Source organism: Delftia sp. BGA-UO-ETr-SB1, assembly GCF_059567865.1.
Genome location: NZ_JCAQOW010000004.1, coordinates 1,138,330 through 1,163,866, shown reverse-complemented (window position 1 = coordinate 1,163,866; position 25,537 = coordinate 1,138,330). Strand labels below are relative to the sequence as shown.

The following is a 25,537-nucleotide window of genomic DNA, read 5'->3' as shown; positions in this document are numbered from 1 at the left end:
CCGCGCGCAGCCGTGGTGGATCAGGGGTTGGCGTTGAGGTTGGGGTTGGCGCAGGCGCCATCCATCCCCGCCATCTCCGCCAGCTTCTGCATGCGCGAGCGCTGGTCCAGGCAGGCCTGGTGCTGGGCTTCGGCCGCCTTTTGCTGGGCCAGCTTCGCGGCCTTGGCGCGCTCGGCCTGCAGCTGGGCGATGCGCTCGCGGATCTGGGGCATGGCGGCCACGGCGGCCTTTTCGCCTTCAAGAATGGCGCTGGCGCGCTGGGTGAAGTCGGCCGGGCCGATGTCCAGCACCTTGGGGCGGATGGTGATGTCGGCGCGGGCCAGTTCGGCCTGGCCCAGCTTCTGGCCCATGATGGCAATGGACTGGCCCAGGGCGCCCAGCATGTTCTCGGGCGCCTTGCCACGGGCCTTGTTGGAGATGTCCACGGCAATCACCAGATCGGCGCCCAGCTGGCGCGCGGCGTCCACGGGCACGGGGCTGGTGATGCCGCCATCGACGAAGTGGAACTTGCCGATGGCCACGGGCTGGAACACACCCGGAATGCTGCTGGAGGCACGCACCGCCTGCCCCGTATTGCCGCGCGCGAACACGGTGCGCTCGCCGTCTTCCAGCCGCGTGGACACCGCCACGAAGGGCTTGGCCAGCTGCTCCAGCGGCTTGCGGCCCACCTGTTCGTTCACATAGTCTTCCAACTTCTGGCCCACCAGCAGGCCGCCCGAGGACAGCTGGAGGTCGCGGATTTTGGTCTCATCCAGCGCCACGGCCTTTTCCTGCAGCTCGAAGGCGTTCATGCCGCTCGCATACAGCGCCCCCACCACGCTGCCCGCGCTGGTGCCGGACACCACCGCAGGCGCAAGGCCATTGGCTTCCAGCATCTTGATGACGCCGATATGGGCAAAGCCCTTCACGGCCCCGCCGCCCAGGGCCAGACCGATCCTGATGGGCGCCACGGGCGTGCCCGGCGCGGTGGGCGTGGACTCGGGCGTGGCCGCCGAGGGGCTGGGCGGGTTGCTGCCGCAAGCGGCCAGTCCCGCCAGGCTCAGGTACACCAGTGGACGCAAAAGGGCTTGGAGGCGCATGCCGGAAGATCCTGCTGTCGGATGACGAGATTCGGGGCGGGCAGTATAGCGGCAGGGGCAAACCACCGCCGGCGACGCATCATGCTGCGGGCGGCAGAGGGCATCCTGAAGTCGCTCAGGGATGCGTGGGCTCAAACCGCTGGATTCGCGCCAGCACGTCCGCCATGGCATCGCGGGCTTCGGCAAGGTCGTAGTCGGACTGCAGGTTGAGCCAGCTTTGCGCGTCCGTGCCAAAGAAGACCGCAAGGCGCAGCGCCGTATCCGCCGTGATGCCGCGCATGCCCTTCACGATCTCGTTGATGCGCCGGGGCGGCACATCGATGGCCTTTGCCAACGCGTACTGGCTCAGGCCCATGGGTTCGAGCCACTCCTGCATCAGGATTTCTCCTGGGTGCGGCCATTTGACTTCGCGGGTCATGTTGTAGTCCTTTCAGTGGTAATCCACGATCTCGACCTGGCTGGCATGGCCATCTGCCCAGACGAAGCAAAGGCGCCATTGCTCATTGATCCGAATGCTGTACTGGCCCCTGCGGCTTCCTTGAAGAGCCTCCAGTCTGTTGCCTGGCGGAATGCGCAGGAACTCCAGGGAGGTCGCGGCGTTCAGCTGCACAAGCTTGCGCATGGCAGCAGCCTCCAGGTTGGCGAACCGCGCAACGCGCTTGCCAAGCATCAATGCCTGGGTGTCTGCACATCTGAAATCGAGGATCATGGATCAATAATAACGACTCCCGTTATTAGCGGATGCTTACCCCGCCTGCAGTAGGCCCTCTTGCATCAACTCCGGGGACTGAGCAACTCCCGCATCCCCTGCACAGCCTCCCGCAAAAACCCCCAGACCGCCTCGATGCGCTGAACCTGCCGGGCATCCGAGGGCATGCTCATCCAGAAGGTGCGGGTGAAGCAGGCCTCGGCGGGCAGCACGCGGCTGAGCACGGGGTCGCGGTCGGCGATGAAGGCGGGCAGCACGGCCAGGCCGGCGCCGGCGCGCACGGCCTCGTACTGGGCGGTGATGCTGGTGCTGCGAAAGGCAAAGCGCTCGGGCTGGAACAGGGTGGACAGCAGCTGCAGCTCGCGCGTGAACAGCAGGTCGTCCACATAGTGGATGAAGCTGTGGTGGCGCAGGTCCTCGGTGCGCGCCACCAGGGGGCGGCGCGCAAGGTATTCGCGCTGGCCGTAGAGGAACAGCCGGTAGTCGGTGAGCTTGGTGACCACGGCCGAGCCGCGCGTGGGGCGCTCCAGCGAGATGACGATGTCGGCCTCGCGCCGCGACAGGTGCAGCAGGCGCGGCAGGGCCAGCAGGTCGATGCTCAGCAGCGGATGGCGCTGCGTCAGCGCGGCCAGTTGCGGGGCCAGCAGCTGGGTGCCGAAGCCCTCTGTGGCGCCCACACGCACCAGGCCCGACGGACCCTGGCTGGTGGATTCGGCCGCCAGCGGCATGCGCTCCAGCCCGGCGGCGGCGCGCTGCATGGCGTCTGCCACGCCCAGCAACTGTCGGCCGGCCTCCGTGGGCCGCCATTGGCCCGCTTCGCGCTCGAAGAGCACGGCCCCCAGCTGCTTTTCCAGGGCCTGGATGCGGCGCGACACCGTGGTGTGCTCCACGCCCAGTTGCCGCGCAGCGGCGGCCATGCTGCCGCTGCGCGCCAGCTCGCCAAAGAATCTCAGGTGGTCCCAGTCCATGGGTCGAGGCCGCCTCAGTCGGCTGCGGCGCGGCGCGCGGCTAGCGTGCTGGGCGCACGCGCCAGCTCGTCGTTTTGCCGCACCAGGACGGCCATCATGTCCATGAACAGGCCCCGCTGCTCCTGCGGCAGCGGCTCCAGCATGCGCTGCTGGGCCCGCAGCACCGAGGGCTCGGCAGCGGCCAGCAGCGCGGCGCCTTCCGCGGTGACCGACAGCAGGCGCACGCGCCGGTCGGCCGGGCTGGTGTTGCGCACCATGAGGCCGCGCGCCTCCAGCCGGTCGATGACGCTGCCAATGGTCGAGGTATCGAAGCCGATCATCCGCGCCAGCGTGCGCTGGTCCACGCCGGGCTGGCGCAGCACGGCCGACAGCGCCGCGTACTGCACGGGGGTCACGCCGAACTCCTGGGTCTCCTCCATGAAGACGGCCACCGCGATCTGCTGCAGGCGGCGGATGTGGTAGCCGGGGTAGTTTTCTAGTTCTGCGGGTTGGTAGTCCATGGCCATTGCGCTCTTTTCCGGGTCCCTGCGGGCAAGCGCAGATGTTCGCATGAACCGCGCCCTCCGTTGGCCTTGGCTGGCAGACAGGTGATTCAACTGAACACGCAGTCCATCACCGTTTTGCCTGCACCCAGGGAAACCCCAGGCTGGCCTGACGCAAATCAACACTACACTTATCGTCAGCATACTGTTTAATTATTCTCGACGCAGCTGGCCCGCAGGCTGCCGACACGCACCACGAAGCACAGGACATCCATGAGCACCAGCATTTCTTCCCGGGCGCTGCCCGTTCTTGTGGCAGGCGGCGGCATTGGCGGCGTGGCGGCCGCGCTGGCCCTGGCGCGCCAGGGATTCGCCGTCAAGGTGCTGGAGCAGGCGCCGCAGCTGGGCGAGATCGGCGCCGGCATACAGCTGGGGCCCAACGCATTCGCGGGCTTCGACGCGCTGGGCATTGGCGAGCTGGCCCGTGGCCGCGCGGTCTATACCGACGAGATGGTGATGCACGACGCGCTCGATGAGCGGCTGGTCGGCCGCATTCCCACGGGCGAGGCGTTTCGTGCCCGCTTCGGCAACCCGTATGCGGTGATCCACCGCGCCGACATCCACACCTCGCTGCTTGAAGGCGCGCGCGCCCACGGCCATATCGAGACGCTGACAGGCACCCGCATCGAAGCCGTGCAGCAGGAGGGCGACACCGTCACCGTGCGCGACCAGCACGGCCAGGTCCATGTGGGCCAGGCGCTGATCGGCGCCGATGGGGTGAAGTCCGTGGTGCGCCAGCAGTATGTGGGCGATGCGGCGCGTGTCTCCGGCCACGTGGTGTACCGCGCCGTGGTGGAGAAGAACGACTTCCCCGAGGACCTGCGCTGGAATGCGGCCAGCATCTGGGTCGGCCCCAACTACCACCTGGTGCACTACCCGCTGCGCGGCGGCGAGCAATACAACGTGGTCGTCACCTTCCACAGCCGCGAGCAGGAGGAATGGGGCGTGCGCGAAGGCAGCCGCCAAGAGGTGCAAAGCTACTACAGCGACTGCTGCCCGCGCGCGCGCCAGCTCATAGACCTGCCCAAAAGCTGGAAGCGCTGGGCCACGGCCGACCGCGAGCCCATTGGCCAGTGGAGCTTCGGCCGCGCCACGCTGCTGGGCGATGCGGCACACCCTACCCTGCAGTACATCGCCCAGGGCGCCTGCATGGCGCTGGAAGACGCGGTGACGCTGGGCCAGGCGCTCAAGCGCTGCGGCAACGACTGGCCGCAGGCGCTGCGGCTGTACGAGCGATCGCGCATTGCCCGCACGGCGCGCGTGGTGCTGTCCGCGCGCGAGATGGGCCGCATCTTCCACGCCAGCGGCGTGGAGCGCCTGGTGCGCAACGACCTCTGGAAGGGCCGCACGCCCCAGCGTTTCTACGACGCCATGGAATGGCTGTACGGCTGGAAGGCCGAAACCTGCCTCGCCGAAGACTGAACACAAGGAGACCGCCATGCAAGAACTTGGCCGCCTGGAAGACCTGCCCCAGGACTACCGCGACGAACTCACGCGCAACAACCTGGTGCCGCTGTGGCCCAGCCTGCGCAACGTGATGCCGCCGCACACGCCGCGCCCGCGCACCCAGCCCATCGCCTGGCCCTACCAGTCCATCCGCCCGCTGCTCATGCAGGCCGGCGAGCTGACGCCCATCGAAAAGGCCGAGCGCCGCGTGCTGGTGCTGGCCAACCCCGGCCATGGGCTGGAGAAGATGCAGGCCAGCTCCTCCATCTACCTGGGCATGCAGCTGCTGCTGCCCGGCGAGTGGGCGCCCTCGCACCGCCACACGCCCAATGCCGTGCGCATGGTGGTGGAAGGCCAGGGCGCATGGAGCCTGGTCGATGGCGAGAAATGCCCCATGGAGCGCGGCGACCTGATCCTCACACCCACGGGCCTGTGGCACGAGCATGGCCATGACGGCGACGAGCCCGTGGTCTGGCTCGATGTGCTGGACCTGCCCCTGGCCTACTACCTGGAAGTCACCTACCACGTGGACGGCCCGCGCCAGCCCGCCCTGCCCGGCCGTGGCGACCGGGCGTATGCGCGCGGCGGCCTGGCACCCACGCAGGTGTTCGCCCGCAGCGCCAAGGCCTACCCCATGCTGCGCTACCCCTGGAAGGACGCGCGCGCCGCGCTGCTGGAGCTGGCCGCCGACCGGCCGGACCTGGACTGCGTGCAGCTGGCCTACACCAACCCCGAGACCGGGGCCGACTGCGAAAACATCCTGGGCTTCTACGCGCTGATGCTGCGCCCGGGCCAGACGCTGCAGCTGCCCGCGCGCTCGCCGGCCTGCGTGTTCCATGTCATCGAGGGCGGCGCCAGCGTGGCCGCCGTGGACCGCCATTTCGACCTGGCCCCGGCCGACACCTGCTGCGTGCCCGGCTGGGCGCCCGCCACGCTGGCCAATGCCAGCGCCAGCGAGCCCGCCTTCCTCTTCCTGGCCGACGAGGCGCCTTTGCACCGAAAGCTGGGCCTCTACGAAGTCCGGCCTTGAATCCTCCGATTTCTCTTTACTCCCTCATCGCCAATACCATGACCGCCCCTCAATACCTCTGGACCCCGCCCCCCGTCCAATCCCTGCCCGTGCGCGGCAGCACGCAGCGCCTGCCCGTGAACCGCCTGTTCTTCGTGGGCCGCAACTACCACGCCCATGCCGTCGAGATGGGCCGCCCGGTGGACAAGAGCGTGGAGCGCCCCTTCTACTTCACCAAGGCCCCCTCCACCCTGACCGAATCAGGCGCCACCGTGGCCTACCCGCCCGAGACGAACAACTACCACTTCGAGATGGAACTGGTGGTGGCCATCGGCAAGGCGGGCTTTCGCATTGCGGCGGACCAGGCGCATGAACACATCTACGGCTACGCCTGCGGCCTGGACATGACGCGCCGCGACCTGCAGCTGGTGGCGCGCGACAAGGGCCGGCCCTGGGACCTGGGCAAGGATGTGGAGCAGTCCTCGGTGGCCAGCGAGATCGTGCCCATGCCGGGCCAGGTGATCGAATCCGGCGCCATTGCACTGGCCGTCAATGGCGAGACCAGGCAGCAGTCCGACGTGGACAAGCTGATCTGGAACATCCGCGAAATCATTGCCGACCTCTCGCTGTTCTATCACCTGCAGCCCGGCGACCTCATCTACACGGGCACGCCCGAAGGCGTGGGCGCCGTGCTGCCGGGCGACCGCATCACCGGCCATGTGCAGGGCGTGGGCGAGATCGCGCTCACCGTGGGCCAGCCCGAATAAGACCGGGGAGACCACCACCATGAAGCTCTACAGCTTTTTCCGCAGCGGCACCTCGCACCGCCTGCGCATCGCGCTCAACCTCAAGGGCCTGCGCCCTGACTACTTCCCCGTGGACCTGCGCGTGGACGAGCAGGCCCAGGCGCCGTTCAAGCAGGTCAACCCGCAGGGCCTGGTGCCGGCGCTGACGCTGGACGATGGCCGCACGCTGATCCAGTCGCCGGCCATCATCGAATGGCTGGAAGAGCGCCACCCCGAGCCGCCGCTGCTGCCCGCCGACCCCGAGGACCGCGCCCAGGTGCGCGCGCTGGCCGCCATTGTGGGCTGCGACGTGCATCCCATCAACAACCGCCGCATCCTGCAGACCCTGCGTCGCCAGTTCGGTGCGGACGAGGCCGCCATCAACGCCTGGTGCGCCACCTGGATTGCCGACGGCTTCGACGCCATCGAGGCCCTGCTGGCACGCGACACGCAGCGCGGCGACTTCTGCTTCGGCCACGCACCCACGCTGGCCGATGTCTACCTGGTGCCCCAGATCGAAAGCGCACGCCGCTTTGGCGTGGACCTGGACCGCTGGCCGCTGATCAGCGCTGTGGACAGGGCCTGCGCGGCCCTGCCCGCCTTTGCACAGGCCGCGCCCCTGGCCCAGCCTGACGCCGGCTGAACCTCGCCTGAACCCCGCCGCGCCTTTGCCGGCAGCCCTACCTCGCCCCGAGTCCTCGCCAGAAGGACCGGGGCATTGCAAGCAGTGAAAAAAGCAGATCCAACAGGAGACAGACTGTGAAAGCATCCCCATCCAACCGCCTCGGCGCCGCCCCCTCCCGCCGCAAGGCCCTTGCAGGCGCCGCCCTGCTGCTGGCTTCCATCGCCCCGCTGCATTGCGCCTGGGCACAGGCAGGCTCCAGCAGCACCGCCAGCTTTCCCACGCGCCCCGTCACCGTGATCACGGCCTTTGCCGTGGGCAGCGGCCCTGACGCCGTGCTGCGCATCGTGGGAGAAAAACTGGCCGCGCGCTGGAAGCAGGGCGTGACCGTGGACAACCGCCCAGGCGGCGGCGGCTTTGTCGCCATCGAAGCCGCACGCCGCGCCAAGCCCGACGGCTACACCCTGCTGCAGCTCGACAGCGAACACATCTCCGCCCTGCCCTACCTCTACAAGCAGCGCAACTTCCATCCGCTGCAGCATTTCGACCCGGTGGCGCCCCTGTTCCTCACGCCCTTCTTCGTGGCCGTGCCCACGAACTCGCCCTGGAAAAGCATGGGCGACCTGATCAAGACGGCCAAGTCCGAGCCCGGCAAGGTCAGCTACGGCTCCTGGGGCGTGGGCAGCCCCGGCCACCTGGGCGGTGAATGGCTGGACTTCCTGACCGGCAGCAAGATGACCCATGTGCCCTACCGCGAGGTCAGCCAGCTCTACACCTCGGTGGCCAATGGCGATCCGGCCTGGAGCTTTGCCAGCATTCCCTCCAGCCAGGGCATCTACAAATCCGGCAAGATCCGCTACCTGGCCGTGGCCGCGCCCCAGCGCATCGCCCAGATGCCCGACGTGCCCACCGTGGCCGAATCGGGCGGCCCCGCCGACCTGATCGTGAACTCCTTCGTCTCCCTGCTGGCGCCCAAGGGCGTGGACGCCGCCCTGCGCGACAGGATCCATGCCGACGTGGTCGCCGTGCTGCAGGACCCGCAGGTGCGCGAGAAATTCGCCACCTTCGCCTTCCAGCCCATCACCTGGGAGGTGCCGGAGATGGAGAAATTCGCAAGGACCAAGGCGGACCAGTACAAGCTGCTGATCCAGAAGGCGAATATCAGCCTGGATTGAGCCCGCCGCCTGCCTCAACCCTGGGACTGCGGATTCGCAAACCCCGCCACCTGCTCGTAATGGCGGGCAATGGCACGCAGCTCGTCCTGGCTGATCAGCTCGTCGATATGGCCGAAGGGCTGGCCGCCGCTGAGTTCGTCCGCCTTCATGATGATGAAGTCGGGCGGCGTGGAGCGGTTGGTCAGCACCACCTGGCTGGTGGCGGGCAGGCGGCTGGCCTCATAGGCGGCCAGCAGCGCCAGCGGGTCGCCTTGCGGGTCGGCGGCCAGCAGGTCGGCCAGCACCCGCGCATCGCGCATGGCCTGGGCCGAGCCGTTAGAGCCGCGCGGATACATGGGGTGGGCGGCATCGCCCAGCAGGGTCACGCGGCCGAAGCTCCACTGGTCCACGGGGTCCTTGTCCACCATGGGGTACTCGAAGATGGTCTCGGCCGAGCGGATCAGGGCCGGCACATCCAGCCAGTCGAAGCTCCAGCCGCCAAAAATCTCCAGCACATCCTCCATGCGCCCGGCGCGATTCCAGTCGTTCATGCGCATCTGCGGGTCGCGGATCTCGGCCACCCAGTTGATGCGCTGCATGCCCTGGCCGTCGACGTTGTCCTCGATGGGATAGATCACCATCTTGCCGGTATCGACCGAGCCGATGCGCAGATAGCTCTTGCCCGTCAGGATGGGCTTGAAGCGCGAGACGCCGCGCCAGGTGTTGATGCCGCCGAAGGCCAGCTCCTCCTGCGGATAGAACTGGCGCCGCACGGCGGAGTTGACGCCATCGCAGGCCACGACGATGTCGGCCGTGGCGGACGGCGGCACATGGCCCTGCGCATCCGGCGCGAAATGCACGGTGGCGCCATGGGCCGACTGGTCCACGCGCACGCAGCGGTGGCCCGTGTGCACGGCACCCGGGCCCAGGCGCTGCACGGCTGCCTCGAAGAGAACGCGGTGCAGGCGGCCACGGTGGATGCCCAGCTCCGGCAGCTCGTAGCCCGCATGGCGGCCGCGCGGCTCGCGGTAGACGAACTGGCCATAGCGGTTGAAGAACACGCTTTCCAGGTTCTCGATCGCCTGGGCCTCCAGCTGCGGCTGCAGGCCCAGGTCGCTGAGTTCGCGCATGGCATGCGGCAGCAGGGTAATGCCCGCGCCGATCTCGCGGACCTCGGGCACGGCCTCGAAGACTTCGCAGGCAATGCCTCTTTGATGCAGGGCCAATGCCAGGCACAGGCCTCCGATGCCGCCCCCCACGATCGCTACTTTCATCCGCTGACTCTCCATGCTTTCTCCAGGGGCGCCTTGGGCGCCCGTCCCGCCTACTCGGCGGTAATCCCCCGCGCCTTGACCAGATCGGCCCAGCGCCGGGCGTCCTTTTGCACCAGGGCCTTGAACTCGGCCGGCGTGCTGCCGGCCGGATCCATGCCCTGGGGCGCGAAGGCATGCCGGACTTCCTCCGACGCCAAAATCACGCGGATCTCGCGATTGAGGGCATCGACCTGGTCCGCCGGCATGCCGGCCGGCGCAAACACGCCGTACCACATATCCACGTTCACATCGCCCGCCTTGGCCTCCTTGAGCGTGGGCACATCGGGCAGCAGCGGGTGGCGCCGCTGGCTGCCAATGCCCAGCGCGCGCAGCTTGCCGGCCTTCACATGCGTCAAGGCCACATGAATGGGCAGGAACATGCATTCCACCTGGCCGCCCAGCAGGTCCGTCAGCGCCGGCCCTGTTCCGCGATACGGGATGTGCGTGATCGACACCCCGGCCGTGCTCTTGAAAAGCTCCATCGCCATATGGTGCGGAGTGCCCACTCCCGGCGACGCGTAATTGATGCGGCCCGGCGAGGCCTTGGCGGCCTTCACCAGATCGGCCGCCGTCTGATAGGCCGAGGCCGTGGGCGTCACCAAAATCAACTGCCCCCAACTGGTCAGCGTCACGGGTTCGAGGTCTGTCAGCGGATTGAATGGCAATTTGGGATACAGCGATGCATTCATCACCAGGGTATTCACTGTCACCAAAAGCGTCTGGCCATTGGCGGGCGAGCGCACAACGGCCTCGGTGCCGATATTTCCAGAGGCGCCCGGCTTGTTCTCCACCACCACGGGCCGGCCCTGGCGCTTGGCCAGCAAAGGTCCGATGGTTCGCGCTATCGTGTCGATTCCAGTCCCCGGAGTGAAAGGCACAATCAATTTCAGAGGCACACTCTCGGTACTGGCGATGGCACCTGCTACGGGTAAACCCAATACTCCCAATCCGCTCGTCTTCAAAAATTGCCGTCTGCCAACAAAATTTCGCATGTAGACCTCTTTTGTAGTTAGCATGCAAACGCATGGTAATCATGCACCAAAATGGGCACAATTGGTGGAAATCGAATGAATACTGGACACTTCTGCAAGAATACTAGACGCATATGGACACGATGACGCCTGCACCACTGCCGCTATATCAGCGCCCTGGCTTTTTGCTGCGGCGCGCCCACCAGATTTCGGTCGGCATTTTTGAAGAGCAATGCCGCCCCCTGGGACTGACGCCGCCACAGTACGGCGCCCTGGTCCTGATCGACGCCTCCCCCGGCTCCGACCAAAGCTCCCTGGCGCGCGCCATGGGCTTTGACAAGGTGACCACGCTGCGCCTGGTGCGCGGGCTGGAAGAGCGCGAATACGTGCACCGCGCCCTGAGCACGCGCGACCGCCGCCAGCACGAACTGACGCTGACCGACAAGGGCCGCGCCCTCCTTGCCGCCAGCGTGCCGCTGGTGGACCAGGCCTACCACCGCTTGGTGTCCCCGCTGGAAGACGGCGAGCTGCAGGAGCTGCTGCGCCTGCTGGCCAAGCTGGAGTCCGGCCTGGGCGCCAATGCCCGCGTGAAGCTGGAGCCGCTGCGCAAGCCCGGCGCCCGCGCCGTTCAGCCTCCTGCTCCTGCCGACGACGCCCGCCTGCCGGCCACCGGCACGGACTGAGCCGCTGACCGCCTGAACCAGCATGGCCTGCGCCTGCCGCAGGCCATGCTCTTTTTTGCGCCAGCCTGTGCAAAAACGCACATGAATACTGCATATATCTCCATTGCTTGCGAAAAACCGCACAGCTACCATGCGATGAACGCCCGGCGCACGCATGCCGGGCTGACACCACCGCAACAGGAGACAAGCCATGAATGCATCCACGTCCGCCAAGGTTTTGGCGCCCACGGTCAAGCTGCTGATCAACGGCAAGCTGGTCGAATCCCAAAGCACCCAATGGCGCGATGTGGTCAACCCGGCCACGCAGGAAGTGCTGGCCCGTGTGCCCTTTGCCACGCCCGACGAGGTCAACGCCGCCGTCGCCAACGCCAAGGAAGCCTTCAAGACCTGGCGCAAGACCCCCATTGGCCAGCGCGCCCGCATCTTCCTGAAGCTGCAGCAGCTGATCCGCGAGAACATGAAGGAGCTGGCCGCCCTGCTGACCGCCGAACAGGGCAAGACCCTGCCTGACGCGGAGGGCGATGTCTTCCGCGGCCTGGAAGTGGTGGAGCATGCGGCCAACATCGGCTCGCTGCAGTTGGGCGAGCTGGCCAACAACGTGGCCAACGGCGTGGACACCTATTCCGTGCTGCAGCCGCTGGGCGTGTGCGCGGGCATCACCCCCTTCAACTTCCCGGCCATGATTCCGCTGTGGATGTTCCCCATGGCCATTGCCACGGGCAACACCTTCGTGCTCAAGCCGTCCGAGCAGGACCCCATGGTCACCATGCGCCTGTGCGAGCTGGCCCTGGAAGCCGGCATTCCGCCCGGCGTGCTGAACGTGGTGCACGGCGGCGAGGACGTGGTCAACGCCATCTGCGACCACCCCGATATCAAGGCCATCAGCTTCGTGGGCTCCACCAAGGTCGGTACCCATGTCTACAACCGCGCCAGCCTGGCCGGCAAGCGCGTGCAATGCATGATGGGCGCCAAGAACCACGCCATCGTCATGCCCGACGCCAACAAGGAGCAAACGCTCAACGCCCTGCTGGGCGCAGCCTTCGGCGCGGCAGGCCAGCGCTGCATGGCGCTGTCGGTGGCCGTGCTGGTGGGCGATGCACAGAAGTGGATTCCCGAGCTGGTGGAAAAGTCCAAGACCCTGAAGGTCAGCGGCGGCACCGAGCCCGGCACCGACGTGGGCCCGCTGGTGTCCTGCGCCGCGCTGTCCCGCGTGGAAAGCCTGATTGAACGCGGCCTGGCCGACGGCGCCAAGCTGGAGCTGGACGGCCGCAAGCCCCAGGTGGCCGGCTACGACAAGGGCAACTTCGTCGGCCCCACCGTGTTCAGCGGCGTCAAGCCCGGCATGAGCGTGTATGACCAGGAAATCTTCGGCCCCGTGCTCTGCCTGGCGGCTGCCGACAGCCTGGACGAGGCCATCGAGTTCATCAACGCCAACCCCAACGGCAACGGCACGGCCATCTTCACGCAGTCGGGCGCTGCGGCGCGCAAGTTCCAGGAAGACATCGACGTGGGCCAGGTCGGCATCAACGTGCCGATTCCCGTGCCGGTTCCGCTGTTCTCCTTCACGGGCAGCCGCGCCTCCAAGCTGGGCGACCTGGGCCCCTACGGCAAGCAGGTCGTGCTGTTCTACACGCAGACCAAGACCGTCACGGCGCGCTGGTTCGACGACAGCACCACCAGCCAGGGCGTGAACACCACCATCAGCCTGCGCTGATGCATGGGTGGGCGGGCCTGGATTGATCCGGGGCAGGCCCCGGCTCTGGGATGATGGCGGCATGCGTTTTCCAATGACCGCCTCCCTCTCCCGGGGCCTGGGTGCCGCCTTGCTCACCGCCCTGGCCGCCCTGCCCCTGACCCTTCACGCGCAGGCCGGTGCAGCCTGCGACCCGGCCTCCACCGCCGCCGCCAGCCGCAATGCCTGCGCGGTCCAGGCCTTCCAGGAGGCCGACACCGCGCTCAACATCCGCTACCTGGACGTCATGCAGCAGCTGCCCCAGGGCAAGCGCACGGGCCTGCGCCACGACCAGAACGGCTGGATCAAGGGCCGCACGGCGCGCTGCAAGGCCGCCACGCGCGACAGCGAAACCCAGCCCGAAGGCCCGCGCCTGTACCACGAATGCCTCACGGCCGCGACACAGGAGCGCATGCAGGCGCTGGAGCGCTGGCTGCAGCACTGACCGCCGCACGCACCGACAGGCACCGAAAGCCCCCCCCAGAACAACAAGGGCCCCAGAGCCCAACGCAGGAGACAAGCCAGCCATGGACTTCGAACTCAACGACGACCAGCGCGCCTTTGCCGAATCGGCCCGCGCCTTTGCCCAGGCCGAACTCGCGCCCCATGCCGCGCACTGGGACCGTGAATCCATCTTCCCGCGCGAGGCCATCGCCAAGGCGGGCGAACTGGGCTTTTGCGGCCTGTACGCGCCCGAGAACGCTGGCGGCCTGCAACTGCCGCGCCTGGACGCCACCATGGTCTTCGAGGAACTGGCCGCCGTCGATCCCTCCACCACCGCCTTCATCACCATCCACAACATGGCCACCTGGATGCTGGGCACCTGGGCCACCGACGCCGTGCGCGCCGAATGGGGCGAGGCCCTGACCAGCGGCCGCAAGCTGGCCAGCTACTGCCTGACCGAGCCCGGCGCAGGCTCGGACGCCGGCTCGCTCAAGACCCGGGCCGAACTGGCGGGCCATGAATACATCATCAACGGCGCCAAGGCCTTCATCAGCGGCGCGGGCAGCACCGACATGCTGGTGCTGATGGCCAGAACGGGCGACGCAGGCTCGGGCGCCAGCGGCATCTCCGCCTTTGCCGTGCCTGCCGACCTGCCCGGCATCAGCTACGGCAAGAAAGAAGAGAAGATGGGCTGGAACAGCCAGCCCACGCGCGTCATCAGCTTCGACAACGTGCGCATCCCCGCCCAGAACCTGCTGGGCCGTGAGGGAGAAGGCTTCAAGATCGCCATGAAGGGCCTGGACGGCGGACGCATCAACATCGCCACCTGCTCCGTGGGCGCCGCCCAGGGCGCGCTGACCCAGGCCCAGCAATACATGCACGAGCGCAAGCAGTTCGGCAAGCCCATTGCCAGCTTCCAGGCCCTGCAGTTCAAGCTGGCCGACATGGCCACCGAACTCGTGGCAGCGCGCCAGATGGTGCGCCTGGCCGCCTCCAAGCTCGATGCCGGTGCGCGCGACGCCTCCACCTACTGCGCCATGGCCAAGCGCTTTGCCACCGATGCCGGCTTCATGGTCTGCAACGAAGCCCTGCAACTGCACGGCGGCTACGGCTACATCCGCGAATACCCGCTGGAGCGCCTCATGCGCGATGCCCGCGTGCACCAGATCCTCGAAGGCACGAACGAAATCATGCGCGTCATCATCGCGCGGCGCATGCTGGAAGGCGATGCGCCCGACATGATCCGCTGACTCATCCACATCCAGCCCACGCCATGCCCGCCCGCCCGCTCTCCGACACCACGCTGCACCTCATAGACGCCGTGCGCGAAGCCCTGGCCGGCTGCGACGACGTGCAGGAAAAGCGCATGTTCGGCTGCCATGTCTTCATGGTCAACGGCAAGCTGTGCCTGGGCGTGGAAGACGACGAACTGCTGGTGCGCCTGCCGCCCTCGCAGCACGCGGCCGTGGCCGAGACGCCGGGCCTGCGCCCGCTCTCGTCCAAGGGCCAGATGGACGGCTACTTCTTCATCGGCCCCGCCGCCTACGCCACGCGCCAGCAGTGGCAGCACTGGATTGCCCAGGCCCTGGCCTTCAACCCCCACGCCAAGGCCACGCCGCCGAAAAAGCGCAAGCCCCAGGCCAGCGAACCCGCGCCCGCCGACGCAAAGACCCCGCCAGCGCCGCCCGCCCCGGCCGGGCGCCGCACACGCAAGCACCCCATCTTCGGCGACGAATAAGGCGCCTTTGCAGGAGAGCCCCATGCCCATCCGCATCGTCCAGCTAGGCAGCCCCCGCCACGCCGATGAAGGCCTGCGCATAGGCACCGTGCGCCGCCCGCCGCGCGGCGTGCCCAAGGCCGAATTCGCCAGCCGCGACTACTACGACGTCTGGTACCCCGAACTCTCGCCCCAGCCCGACACCATGCACACCGCGCTCGAATCGCACCGGCTGCAGGACCACGGCCAGCAGGCCGAGGCAGACAAGCTCTGGCAGCAATTCGTGCGCAAATTCCGCAAGGAAATGGCCGAACCCGCCGCCAGCCGCACCCTGGACCTGCTGGCCGCCCTCTCGCAGCACAGCGCCTTCGCCATCGGCTGCTACTGCGAGCAGGAGGCGCGCTGCCATCGCGGCATCCTGCGCTCCCTGCTCAAGGAACGCGGCGCCGACATTGCGAACGGCGGCATTGCGGACGGCGACATGGACACCGGCGACATGAACCCCGGCGAAAAGTACACCGACGACACGGTCCACTGAGACACACCACAAGCTTCACAACACAGGAGACAAGCACATGCAGATCGCATTCATCGGACTCGGCAACATGGGCGGCCCCATGGCCATCAACCTGCACAAGGCCGGCCACACGGTCAAGGCCTTCGACCTCTCCAAAGACGCCTGCGCCAAGGTCGCTGCAGAGGGCGTGAGCATTGCCGCCAGCGCCGAAGACGCCGTGCAGGGCGCCGAAGCCGTGGTCTCCATGCTGCCCGCCAGCCAGCACGTGGAAGGCCTCTTCCTCGGCCGTGACGGCGCGGCCGGCCTGCTGCAGCGCATTGCCAAGGGCGCGCTCATCATCGACAGCTCCACCATCGCCGCCGCCACCAGCCAGAAAGTCGCCAAGGCCGCACAGGCCGCAGGCATCGCCTTCATCGACGCCCCCGTCTCCGGCGGCACGGGCGGCGCCATTGCAGGCACCCTCACCTTCATGGTGGGCGGCAGCGACGCCGACCTCGAACGCGCCCGCCCCCTGCTCGAAAAAATGGGCGCCAACATCTTCCACGCCGGCGCCGTGGGCGCGGGCCAGACCGCCAAGATCTGCAACAACATGCTGCTGGGCATCCTCATGATCGGCACCAGCGAAGCCATCGCCCTGGGCGTGGCCAACGGCCTGGACCCCAAGGTCCTCAGCGAAATCATGCGCCGCAGCTCGGGCGGCAACTGGGCCCTGGAAAAATACAACCCCTTCCCCGGCGTCCACGAAAACGCCCCCGCCTCCAAGAGCTACGCAGGCGGCTTTGGCACCGACCTCATGCTCAAGGACCTGGGCCTCGCCCAGGAAAACGCCATGGCCGTCAAGGCCTCCACGCCCCTGGGCGGCATGGCCCGCGCCATGTACGCCATGCACTCCATCGCCGGCAACGGCGCCCTGGACTTCTCCAGCGTCATCCGCTCCCTGCAAAAGAACGGCTGACCGCCAGGCTCAGGCCAGCGGCCAATGCCCCTGCACCCGCGCCCGCCTCCCCAATCCCGTATGCCCGCGCCTGCGTCGGGCCGCATGCGGGGTTGCAGTCCTGCCGCAGGACAGGACTGCCTCGTCAACTGACTCGCCGCAGTTGTCTGAACGGAGCGCGTAGCGCGCAGTGAGTTCTGCGGCGAACCCCGCAGGCGGCCCGACGCAGGTTGCCCCGCAGCGCAGCGAAGGGGTCGCGGGCATTCGGGCGCGTTTCTTTGCCGACTTTCTTGCCGCGCGGCAAGAAAGTCGGTCGGCCGCCGGGCCGAAACCCGGCCTCGAAAAACAACCACCCGGCAGGGTCAAAAACCAGAAACCCCGACCGGGGTTTTCTCTCTTCAGACCCATGGCAGCCCTACGTAAGCTGCCACCGCCACCATCCGCCATTCCACAGAACACCCGCCAGCAACCATGACCACTACACCCCCCACCTTCTCCCCCATGCCCACCGAGGAAGGCTACTTCGGCCCCTACGGCGGCCAGTTGGTCCCGCCCCACCTCAAGCAGGCCATGGACGACATCAACACCGCCTACGCCGAAATCACCAAACGCCAAGACTTCCAGCAGGAACTGGCCCAGCTCTTCGCCGACTACGTGGGCCGCCCCAGCCCCATCTTCCACGCGCGGCGCCTGTCGGAGCAGCTCGGCGGCGCACAGATCCACCTCAAGCGCGAAGACCTCAACCACACCGGCGCCCACAAGATCAACCACTGCCTGGGCGAGGCGCTGCTGGCCAAGTTCATGGGCAAGAAAAAGGTCATCGCAGAAACCGGCGCCGGCCAGCACGGCGTGGCCCTGGCCACGGCCTGCGCGCTGGTGGGCATTCCCTGCGAGATCCACATGGGCCAGGTGGACATCGAGAAGGAACACCCCAACGTCACCAAGATGCGCATCCTGGGCTGCAAGCTCGTGCCCGTCACGCGCGGCGCGGCCACGCTCAAGGAGGCCGTGGACAGCGCCTTCGAGGAATACCTCACCAACCCCACCGACTACATCTACGCCATCGGCTCAGTGGTCGGCCCCCACCCGTTCCCGATGATGGTGCGCGACTTCCAGAGCATCATCGGCCGCGAGGCGCGCGAGCAATTCCAGGCAAAACACGGCAAGCTGCCCGACCACGTGGCCGCCTGCGTGGGCGGCGGATCCAACGCCATGGGCATCTTCACGGCCTTCCTGGGCGATGCCTCGGTCAAGCTCGTCGGCGTGGAGCCCTCGGGTGAAGGCACGGACAAGCCCGGCCGCCACGCAGCCACCCTCAGCATGGGCAAGCCCGGGGAAATCCACGGCATGAAGTGCTACGTGCTGGAAAACGCAGACGGCACGCCGGCTGCCGTGCACAGCATTGCCTCGGGCCTGGACTATCCGGGCGTGGGCCCGCAGCACAGCTACCTCAAGGACCTGGGCCGCGTGCAGTACGAATCCGTCACCGACAAGGAATGCCTGGACGCCTTCATGCAGCTGTCGCGCGTGGAAGGCATCATCCCCGCGCTGGAAAGCGCCCACGCCGTGGCCTGGGCCATGCGCGTGGCGCCCGGCCTGCCCAAGGACCAGCACATCCTCATCAACCTCTCGGGCCGGGGCGACAAGGACGCCGACTACGTGGCCAAGGTGCTGGGCCTCTGAACGCAGAGCTTGCGCTGGATCAAACCGCAGCACACCGGAGGGGGCAAAGGGCGCCCTCTCCGACAACCGCTCTCCGGGACGGTGGAGACAATGGCCCCGACCGTTGTCTTGTCCAACCCCATTCCCGGAAGGAGCCACACCCATGAAGCCTGCCCCGTTCGCACGCACTGCCGCCCTCTCCATCGCCCTGGCCCTGACCTGCGCCACCGCCGCCCTGCCCGCCGCCGCCAAATCGGTGGCCGAATGGCAGACCATCACCAGCCAGGCCAAGATCCCGCTGGAGCAGGCCATCACCCGCGCCACCCAGGCCGTGCCCGGCAAGGCCATCGAAGCCCAGCTGGACGACGGCGACGGCATGGGCCCGCGCTACGAAATCGAAGTCATCACCCCGGCCGGCGACAGCGTGGAAGTCTGGGTCAACGCCATCACCGGCCAGGCCGCCCAGCACAAGAACGACGGCGCCGCCAAGCGCAAGGACCGCCAGCGCCTGGAAAAGGCCAAATCCACCATAGAGCAAGCCATCCAGGCCGCCACCCGCCACACCCCCGGCACGCCCGTCAGCGCGGAACTGGACTCCCACTGGGGCCAGACCAGCTACCAGGTCGAAGTGCTGCAGGCCAACGGCACGCTCATGGAAGTCAAGATCGACGCCGTGGGCGGCGAAGTCATCCGGGCCAAGAAGGACTGAGTCTCGACCCCAACCCGGCAGCGCGCTTCAGCATGGGGCGCGCTTTTTTTCGCCCATTTTTTGCGTCGTTCCCGCCATATCCGCAGGCCATCCGCGCCTGCAGCACTCCTCAGGCCAACGCTACCGACACCCCCTCATCCGCAAACCGCTTCGCAGCCCTGAGCAGATAGCTCACGGCATAAAGAATGGGGTCGTCGGCCTCATCGCCATTGAGATGCTCCACCACCTCAATGGCATAGCCCAGGTTCACCGCCGTGTCGTGCAGCAGGCCCACCAACTCCTTGTCCTCCGGCTCCAGCGACTGCGCCTGATCGGCCTTCACGTAATAGATGCGCAGCAGATCCCGGCACACGCAATTGATGGCCGTGACCTTGTGGCGAGCGTGCAGGTCCAGCACATCCAGCGCAGCGCCCATGTGCAGGACGGCGTCTATGGCGAAGTCTTCGAGTTTGGGTGAGGGTGTGGTGGCGGGGGTTGGCTGGGGCATTGGAGTCCTGTCGAGAGGGTCCCGGTCCCAGAGCCACTGCACGCAGTGGAAGCGAGAGAACCGGACAGCAAAGCTTCCGGCTTTGCCAAGTCTCTGTCTGCCACCTGTAGTTGGAATTTTGTAAAGAGGCAGGGAAGGCTCTTCACAGAAGGTGATACGAGGCCAAGCCTTCGGTCTGCCTTCAAGCTGTGCAAGATGTTGGGGTTGCGCCGGGGGATGTAATGGGTGAGGTGGATAGGCGAGTAGAAAGGTGTGGCGGTGACGCTTTGTCAAGGAGTGCTGCCAGCCAAAGGCTACCAATGGCAATGCCCGCTTGGCCGACTCCTTCAGGCTGGTCGCTGTCGGTCCGCGGAAGTGTTCAGGGAGCGGACGCCGCTCAATCCGCCATCCGAGCATTGACGTTGGCGACTGTCTAACGACAGGTAGCGAGTGAGTTGCAGCACAATGGCTGTCAGTTGTTGGTGGATGCTCTCTACAACCTCGTACGGACAGGCGCTTGCGACAAAAAGCAATCTTTCGATCCTCGTAGGAAACCGCCATAAAGTGAGCACGATAGTGTTCTGCCCTGATCAAGCGCATTAAAAATGCTCAATGATAGGAGCCAGGTTATCCTCAGATAGATTTAAAAATTAAGGGAGAAATGCAATGCTATTTTTGAAAATTGGATGGATGAGCTTTTTATGAAGAAAAATCTTCTCTCTCTAATCCGCATGCTTGCAAACAGCCTCAATAGTGTATTGTCTTGGTTGGAAGCTAAAGATGGCTCCACCGACACCCACACCAAGTTCTTGGATCTCGCGCCAACTGATAAGGCGGACAACGCTGGCGTTTATTCCGAGGCGATTCTGTTTGCAACAAACAATTCGAAGGTTTCCAATATTGCCCTAACTGGCCCCTACGGCTCGGGAAAGAGCAGCATTATTCAATCTTTTTTGAAAAATTATCGACGGCCTGCTCTTCATATCTCTCTTGCGACGTTTGTCCCCGAGACCAATTCGGGTGAGGAGAAGGTAAGCCGCCAAGAAATTGAGAGAAGTATTCTGCAGCAGATGCTTTATGGGGCTGACGCTAACAAGCTCCCGCTATCACGGTTTAAAAGAATCCAGTCGCCTAGTTTTTGGTCCATCTTTAAATCTCTATATATAACACTGGGAATTCTCGCTCTTTTTTTCGTGTTTAGTAAAAGACTGGACATTATTAGCGGAAAATTTTTCACCCCGCTCGCATTTAGCAATGGATTCAATCTGGGGATCGGTACATTCGCAATAATGTTCTTATGGATGACGCTGCATCATTTTTATGTTGCCAGCTTCGGCTTATCTCTTAAAAGCGTTTCATTGAAGGACGTTGAGATACGGCCTGCGCACGATGACCAAACATCAATACTAAACCGTCACTTGGATGAAATCCTATACTTCTTTCAGTCAACCGATTACGATCTCGTAATTATCGAGGATCTGGATCGATTCAATGATAGCGAAATTTTCGTAACATTACGCGAAATAAATAGCCTCGTAAATGAGAATGCGGGTATAAACCGGACCGTCAGATTTCTCTACGCCTTGCGCGACGACATGTTTGTTAATACCGATCGAACCAAGTTTTTTGAATTTATTATTCCAGTAATTCCAATTATCAACACGTCAAATTCGATCGACATGGTTTTGAAGCAAGGGAGAAGACTTGCACTTGACGAACGTCTCGATCGACAATTTCTGCGAGAGGTCTCACGCTACCTAAACGACCTGAGGTTGATTAACAATATATTTAATGAGTACACTATTTATGCTGCCAATTTGGAAACCGACGGAGATAACCTGCTCGATGCCAACAAGCTTCTGGCGATACTGATCTATAAAAATGTCTATCCAAGGGATTTTGAGCGACTGCACCGCGATGAGGGAAATCTCGCTGAAATATTGAAGCATCAGCATAAACTCATTAGACAAGGTGAAACCAGATATAGGAAAGAGATCGAGGAGCTCGAAAGAATAATTGAAATTAGCGAGCGGCAAACGCCTTTAGATTTGCGAGAGTTGCGCCAGGTCTATGCCATGGTTCTTATTGAGAAGCTTCCGGCAGGCGTTGCCAATGTTGGCATTGATCGGAACACATTGATTTCGCTGACTCAATTAGTAAGTAGCGACGCGTTCGAACAACTGATTGTGGCACCACGCATATATTGGCACATTCCCAATAATCACTCGTCTTGGATTGACAACCCCAATCTGCAAGCCGAAGTGGATTCTCAAAAATCCTACTTTCAGCGCAAGGAAGAGATCGAAAATAAGGAGTCTGATAAAAAAAATAGGATTCTGAAAAAAATTCACGATCTCAGATCAAAAATCCCACAACTCCGAGTGGCAAAGCTAAATGAGCTGTTGCGCTTGAATACCGACTACATAGACGAGCTATTCAAATGCTTTGAAGAGAACGGGGAACTCGCTCGTTTTTTGATTTTAGAAGGCCATCTCGATGACACTTACTATCAATACACTTCGCTTTTTCACTCAGGCCGCCTGTCACCCAATGACAACAGGTTTTTAATTCAAATAAGGGCATTCGTCGCGCCTGACCCAAACTTTCCGCTTGACAATCCCAAAGAGGTCATTGCGGCAATGCGAGATGAAGATTTTCGGCAGCGCTATGTCTTGAATGTTAGGCTTGTCGATAACCTTCTAAGCGACCAGAGTATTAACCTTACTCAAGCACAGAAATTTTTTTATTTTCTCTCATCAAATTTCGAGAGCTGCGAAGAATTTCTCAGCGCTTATTACGCCAGCGGCGTTAACGTTTCTGTGCTTCTACAGGAATTGGCCGACGCTTGGAAAAATCTTATACCAAATCTAATTGCCAGCCCTAACAATATTTCTCACGTGAGCCAACTGATCGCAAATATACCGATAAAATCACTAAAAACACTCGCAAATGATTTTAGCGATCTATCGAAATTTGTTGCTGCGAATCTTCCCAAAATTCTGGCAAATATTCCAGATCTAGAACCCGACCGCTTTGATTTTCTAGATTTTGAGGTGAGCAATCTAACTGACATCAAGGATTATCCTGAAATTGTACGCTTCATGTTCGATGAAGGAAGATACGAGCTCACGATAACGAATCTTGAATATATCTATCAAGAAATCTTGATACAGAGCGACCTGAAGCCAATGCGCGTAAGGAATTTCACCACCATTCGTTCGATGAACAACATAGCCTTGATAAATAGGGTGGAGCGAAATTTTAATAGTTACCTGAACAATATTCTTTTAGAGTTACAAGAAAATTCAGATGAGGATGTCCCTGCGATTCTAGCCATTCTTAATCAAGATTCACTTGATCACAGCACTCTTCAAAAATTTCTTGAAATGCAGAGAGCCCAGCTGCCGACTCTAGAGGGTGTTCCCGTGAAATTGCTGGCGACACTTTTCCAGCTAAATTCGATAGAAGCAACTTGGACCAACTGCCTCGAATTCATAGAATCTGCTGGGTTTGAGGCAAATAGTCTAATTGATTTTCTTGATTTAGAAGTTGTACGTGAGGCTATCCTGCAACATCCCATACCAAGCGATGCGGATTTATCAAGGCTGCATCAGTTCCTTCTTGATGCAGATTCGCTGTCTGATTCTGCCTATAAAGCTTATATCCAAGCCCTGCCGAAGCCGATCCAAAATCTGCCTCAAGGACTTAAACCAGCCAAGCTTCAAATTCTGATATCTGAAGAAAAAATCACATTCACAAAAGAAAATTTTGATGCAATAGCTGATATTGAGGATTTGGATGCCATTTTTCTCAAGAACAACATCGACATTTATCTTAATGACCACAACAGCTTTTCACTTGACGACGATTTACATGAGAAGCTTCTACGATCTGATATTCATAGTTCAGCTAAGCTCCAAATAGTCGCATTGATGAACTTGGAAGCGCTAGAACAATTTCCAGAACGATCGGCACTTATCGGTCAGCTTATTGTCAATACGGGCGGAAATATATCAAAAATTGATAGCAGCATTGCTCAGTCGTTGATAGTTCATTCTCGCCCTGTAACAGCGCAAATCTCACTGCTTAACAAATATCATTCTCTTATGTCTGTTGGAGAAGTTCGTCATATTTTGGCCATTTTGCCGCATCCATTCTCTGAGATTAAACCAGGCTATGCTACGCCGAGGCTTAAAAATAGCCCTGAGAATCTAGATCTTGTAAAATGGCTTCACTCAAGAAAATTTATTTCATCCTGGGGTGAAGATCGTTTATTTACAGATAATATAAAAATTAATCTTCATAGACGTTAAAAGCGGCTTTTAAAATATGCACCGCCTCGGCATCGCTTATACCTCACCATAAGCGGCCGTATGACGTATTAACAGTTTTTGCCCTTCGGCAGTCGTGGAAACCTCTTCCGTGATGGGCAGCAGCCGCTGCTACGGCGGGCCTTGACCGAAGTCATGGAACGACCGCAAAGGGTCGACTTCCGACAGCCAGCAATCGGCATAGTCTCGTGGCCATGGATTACCTTGGCCCATATTAGTCACTCCATTCACCTCAGCTTCTCAGAAAGCGCCGCCAAAGCCGCGCGAGGTCATGATATTGAACCAGCGGCGAGCGAGCGAGGCGCTGCGTGCCAGCCCTTGCAGCAACCTGAAGCTTATCCAGTGGCATTGCGCTACAACAACGGCGCTACTGATCGGCATCAGCGCCTCTAGGAATCGCCCTTCGTTTGCGCGGTAGCCAAGCATTCCTGACGCATAGAATTTCACTCTAATTCTTGTGTGTGGCTGACGCTGCAATTGGCACCAGAACACGCCAACCCTTTTTTTCGTGCGATGTCGATTTGCAGACAACTTGAACCCTTTTTCCTAAAACTCCACTGTCTGAAGATGCCCAGTCCGATTCAAGTGGAACAGCGCACTGTTCGACTATTATTTTTGAATTGATTCGAACAGCAGTGAATTGCGTTCTCTTCTGCCTGTTTTCCTTTATCAAGAATTCATGTGCAGATCTCTTTATTTCTTTTAAATCTTGGATTGGTGATGAATTTTTCTCACCAGCAGACGTGGTGCCAGAAATCATGATCCCCACCAACATAAAGAAGATTTTCATCATTGCCTTTGCACAGTTGATCTACGGTGGTGTCAAATATGAAGCGCAACACCTGAACCTCAGGTAACTTGCACGGATGACTTCACCCTACACACACCGGCAACCAAAAGATTGCCTGGCCTTGGCATCACTAGTGTGTCTGAGCCGGGGTGCAGCGTTCAGGAGCCTTGCCATGCGAACGCCAGGCGACAGATACCGCTCGGCAACGCTGCTCCGTGCAAACGCACAGCTGCCGCACATCGGCAACTTCGGCGGCTCGGCGTATCCCATCGATCTGGGGTTCATGGGCTTAAACCGTGCGCGCCGGGCCTGCACGGCCGATTCGAGTCAGCCTCTGGGTGGCCCTGAGGGTGCCTTTGAAAATTCCGAATTTTCAGGGATGGGGATTGCTAAGACGATGGACCCACTCAGTTCAAGTGGAGACAAAAAATGCGATTCGAATTCCGTCCAATTGCCACGCTGGCCCGGCATGCACGCCATGGCTTGTTCATCGCAGCGGCCCTGTCCGGCGCGCTGGCGCTGGCGGCACCGTTGCCGTTTGACACGGCCACCACGTCCGAGCAGCGGTTTCAACTGGCCCTGGAGGCCCAGACTGCGGGTGACTACGCCTCCATGCTCGCGTTGCTGCGCCAGGCGGCCCGAGATGGCGAGCCACAAGCCCAGGAAACACTGGCATGGATTCTTCTGGCTGGCCCAACGCTGTACGGCACCGCGGTGAAAGCGGATCGCTGCGAAGCAGTGCACTGGCTGCGGCAAGCCGTGGCAAAAGGGAATCAAACGGCCAAAAGCCAGTTGGATTTCCTGAACCGCCTTCGACATGCACCGAGTGGCAAGATGGCATGCGCATCCGAGTGGGAAGGGTGACATGCGCAAAATCCTTTTCGGATCGCAGCGCCATCCTCAAGAATGCGCTGCGGGCACAACGCTACTGGGACCACGCCTGGAGCACTGACC

26 protein-coding genes are annotated in these 25,537 nt (G+C 62.5%); 16 read left to right on the top strand and 10 right to left on the bottom strand.

Features of this window, described 5'->3' with window-relative positions; translation table 11 throughout:
• Positions 1 to 20: 20 nt before the first annotated feature.
• The 5 genes from AC57B5_RS05765 to AC57B5_RS05745 form a co-directional block, all read right to left on the bottom strand.
• Positions 21 to 1,079: a patatin-like phospholipase family protein gene (locus AC57B5_RS05765; RefSeq protein WP_099751755.1), complete on the bottom strand. Its 1,059-nt coding sequence runs from the start codon at positions 1,077 to 1,079 to the stop codon at positions 21 to 23.
• Positions 1,080 to 1,194: 115 nt separating this feature from the next.
• The gene (locus AC57B5_RS05760; protein ID WP_043791964.1) at positions 1,195 to 1,497 is read right to left on the bottom strand and encodes a HigA family addiction module antitoxin; all 303 of its coding nucleotides are present in this window, start codon (positions 1,495 to 1,497) and stop codon (positions 1,195 to 1,197) included.
• 12 nt (positions 1,498 to 1,509) lie between these two features.
• The gene (locus AC57B5_RS05755; RefSeq protein ID WP_013802475.1) at positions 1,510 to 1,788 is read right to left on the bottom strand and encodes a type II toxin-antitoxin system RelE/ParE family toxin; all 279 of its coding nucleotides are present in this window, start codon (positions 1,786 to 1,788) and stop codon (positions 1,510 to 1,512) included.
• Positions 1,789 to 1,853: 65 nt separating this feature from the next.
• A complete protein-coding gene (locus tag AC57B5_RS05750; protein WP_013802476.1) occupies positions 1,854 to 2,756 on the bottom strand; it encodes a LysR family transcriptional regulator in 903 nt (300 codons plus the stop codon).
• A 14-nt stretch (positions 2,757 to 2,770) separates the two neighbouring features.
• Positions 2,771 to 3,307, bottom strand: a complete 537-nt coding sequence (locus tag AC57B5_RS05745; RefSeq protein WP_012205532.1) for a MarR family winged helix-turn-helix transcriptional regulator — start codon at positions 3,305 to 3,307, stop codon at positions 2,771 to 2,773.
• A gap of 204 nt (positions 3,308 to 3,511) precedes the next feature.
• Here AC57B5_RS05745 and AC57B5_RS05740 point away from each other — a divergent pair, with 204 nt between their 5' ends.
• The 5 genes from AC57B5_RS05740 to AC57B5_RS05720 all read left to right on the top strand — a co-directional run bounded on the left by AC57B5_RS05740 (position 3,512) and on the right by AC57B5_RS05720 (position 8,335).
• A complete protein-coding gene (locus AC57B5_RS05740; protein WP_496398972.1) occupies positions 3,512 to 4,720 on the top strand; it encodes a 3-hydroxybenzoate 6-monooxygenase in 1,209 nt (402 codons plus the stop codon).
• A 16-nt stretch (positions 4,721 to 4,736) separates the two neighbouring features.
• Complete coding sequence (locus AC57B5_RS05735; RefSeq protein WP_099751748.1) at positions 4,737 to 5,774, top strand: cupin domain-containing protein; 1,038 nt, start codon at positions 4,737 to 4,739, stop codon at positions 5,772 to 5,774.
• Between the two features lie 38 nt (positions 5,775 to 5,812).
• The gene (locus AC57B5_RS05730) at positions 5,813 to 6,520 is read left to right on the top strand and encodes a fumarylacetoacetate hydrolase family protein (protein ID WP_034393430.1); all 708 of its coding nucleotides are present in this window, start codon (positions 5,813 to 5,815) and stop codon (positions 6,518 to 6,520) included.
• A gap of 19 nt (positions 6,521 to 6,539) precedes the next feature.
• Positions 6,540 to 7,181, top strand: a complete 642-nt coding sequence (maiA, locus tag AC57B5_RS05725) for a maleylacetoacetate isomerase (RefSeq protein WP_239971311.1) — start codon at positions 6,540 to 6,542, stop codon at positions 7,179 to 7,181.
• Between the two features lie 116 nt (positions 7,182 to 7,297).
• On the top strand, positions 7,298 to 8,335 hold the full coding sequence (locus AC57B5_RS05720; protein WP_496398971.1) for a Bug family tripartite tricarboxylate transporter substrate binding protein: 1,038 nt from the start codon (positions 7,298 to 7,300) through the stop codon (positions 8,333 to 8,335).
• A 14-nt stretch (positions 8,336 to 8,349) separates the two neighbouring features.
• Here the strand turns inward: AC57B5_RS05720 and AC57B5_RS05715 are convergent, their stop codons facing one another.
• Both AC57B5_RS05715 and AC57B5_RS05710 read right to left on the bottom strand, forming a co-directional pair.
• Positions 8,350 to 9,588 (bottom strand): flavin-dependent oxidoreductase, encoded by a 1,239-nt coding sequence (locus tag AC57B5_RS05715; protein WP_065345864.1) that lies wholly within the window; start codon positions 9,586 to 9,588, stop codon positions 8,350 to 8,352.
• Between the two features lie 50 nt (positions 9,589 to 9,638).
• Complete coding sequence (locus AC57B5_RS05710; protein WP_496398970.1) at positions 9,639 to 10,619, bottom strand: tripartite tricarboxylate transporter substrate binding protein; 981 nt, start codon at positions 10,617 to 10,619, stop codon at positions 9,639 to 9,641.
• 122 nt (positions 10,620 to 10,741) lie between these two features.
• Between AC57B5_RS05710 and AC57B5_RS05705 the strand changes: the two genes are divergently transcribed.
• The 9 genes from AC57B5_RS05705 (at position 10,742) to AC57B5_RS05665 (ending at position 18,996) form a co-directional block, all read left to right on the top strand.
• Positions 10,742 to 11,281 carry a MarR family winged helix-turn-helix transcriptional regulator gene (locus AC57B5_RS05705; RefSeq protein WP_225614156.1) on the top strand — a complete coding sequence of 180 codons (540 nt, stop codon included), beginning with the start codon at positions 10,742 to 10,744 and terminating at the stop codon, positions 11,279 to 11,281.
• Between the two features lie 190 nt (positions 11,282 to 11,471).
• The gene (locus tag AC57B5_RS05700) at positions 11,472 to 12,995 is read left to right on the top strand and encodes a CoA-acylating methylmalonate-semialdehyde dehydrogenase (protein WP_012205523.1); all 1,524 of its coding nucleotides are present in this window, start codon (positions 11,472 to 11,474) and stop codon (positions 12,993 to 12,995) included.
• 61 nt (positions 12,996 to 13,056) lie between these two features.
• Positions 13,057 to 13,458 (top strand): lysozyme inhibitor LprI family protein, encoded by a 402-nt coding sequence (locus AC57B5_RS05695; protein WP_052151730.1) that lies wholly within the window; start codon positions 13,057 to 13,059, stop codon positions 13,456 to 13,458.
• Positions 13,459 to 13,540: 82 nt separating this feature from the next.
• Positions 13,541 to 14,707: an acyl-CoA dehydrogenase family protein gene (locus AC57B5_RS05690; protein ID WP_016446004.1), complete on the top strand. Its 1,167-nt coding sequence runs from the start codon at positions 13,541 to 13,543 to the stop codon at positions 14,705 to 14,707.
• Positions 14,708 to 14,730: 23 nt separating this feature from the next.
• Entirely contained in the window at positions 14,731 to 15,195 is a 465-nt protein-coding gene (locus AC57B5_RS05685; RefSeq protein WP_012205520.1) for a TfoX/Sxy family protein, read from the top strand.
• A 22-nt stretch (positions 15,196 to 15,217) separates the two neighbouring features.
• Entirely contained in the window at positions 15,218 to 15,712 is a 495-nt protein-coding gene (locus tag AC57B5_RS05680) for a DUF488 domain-containing protein (protein WP_496398969.1), read from the top strand.
• A 37-nt stretch (positions 15,713 to 15,749) separates the two neighbouring features.
• Positions 15,750 to 16,646, top strand: coding sequence for a 3-hydroxyisobutyrate dehydrogenase (mmsB, locus tag AC57B5_RS05675; protein ID WP_392444225.1), 897 nt, complete (start codon positions 15,750 to 15,752; stop codon positions 16,644 to 16,646).
• Between the two features lie 450 nt (positions 16,647 to 17,096).
• Positions 17,097 to 18,308: a tryptophan synthase subunit beta gene (gene trpB, locus AC57B5_RS05670; protein WP_047219003.1), complete on the top strand. Its 1,212-nt coding sequence runs from the start codon at positions 17,097 to 17,099 to the stop codon at positions 18,306 to 18,308.
• 142 nt (positions 18,309 to 18,450) lie between these two features.
• Positions 18,451 to 18,996, top strand: a complete 546-nt coding sequence (locus AC57B5_RS05665; protein ID WP_016445999.1) for a PepSY domain-containing protein — start codon at positions 18,451 to 18,453, stop codon at positions 18,994 to 18,996.
• A gap of 109 nt (positions 18,997 to 19,105) precedes the next feature.
• Here AC57B5_RS05665 and AC57B5_RS05660 read toward each other — a convergent pair whose 3' ends face one another.
• Positions 19,106 to 19,483, bottom strand: a complete 378-nt coding sequence (locus AC57B5_RS05660; RefSeq protein WP_496398968.1) for a hypothetical protein — start codon at positions 19,481 to 19,483, stop codon at positions 19,106 to 19,108.
• Positions 19,484 to 20,163: 680 nt separating this feature from the next.
• On the opposite strand from AC57B5_RS05660, the gene AC57B5_RS05655 reads away from it, so the two are divergent.
• Positions 20,164 to 23,775 carry a YobI family P-loop NTPase gene (locus AC57B5_RS05655; protein ID WP_496398967.1) on the top strand — a complete coding sequence of 1,204 codons (3,612 nt, stop codon included), beginning with the start codon at positions 20,164 to 20,166 and terminating at the stop codon, positions 23,773 to 23,775.
• 258 nt (positions 23,776 to 24,033) lie between these two features.
• On the opposite strand, the gene AC57B5_RS05650 is transcribed toward AC57B5_RS05655, so the two are convergent.
• Both AC57B5_RS05650 and AC57B5_RS05645 read right to left on the bottom strand, forming a co-directional pair.
• Positions 24,034 to 24,219: a hypothetical protein gene (locus tag AC57B5_RS05650; protein ID WP_496398966.1), complete on the bottom strand. Its 186-nt coding sequence runs from the start codon at positions 24,217 to 24,219 to the stop codon at positions 24,034 to 24,036.
• A gap of 22 nt (positions 24,220 to 24,241) precedes the next feature.
• Complete coding sequence (locus AC57B5_RS05645; protein WP_496398965.1) at positions 24,242 to 24,586, bottom strand: hypothetical protein; 345 nt, start codon at positions 24,584 to 24,586, stop codon at positions 24,242 to 24,244.
• A 426-nt stretch (positions 24,587 to 25,012) separates the two neighbouring features.
• Between AC57B5_RS05645 and AC57B5_RS05640 the strand changes: the two genes are divergently transcribed.
• Positions 25,013 to 25,447 carry a sel1 repeat family protein gene (locus AC57B5_RS05640; protein WP_496398964.1) on the top strand — a complete coding sequence of 145 codons (435 nt, stop codon included), beginning with the start codon at positions 25,013 to 25,015 and terminating at the stop codon, positions 25,445 to 25,447.
• The last annotated feature ends 90 nt before the right edge of the window (positions 25,448 to 25,537 follow it).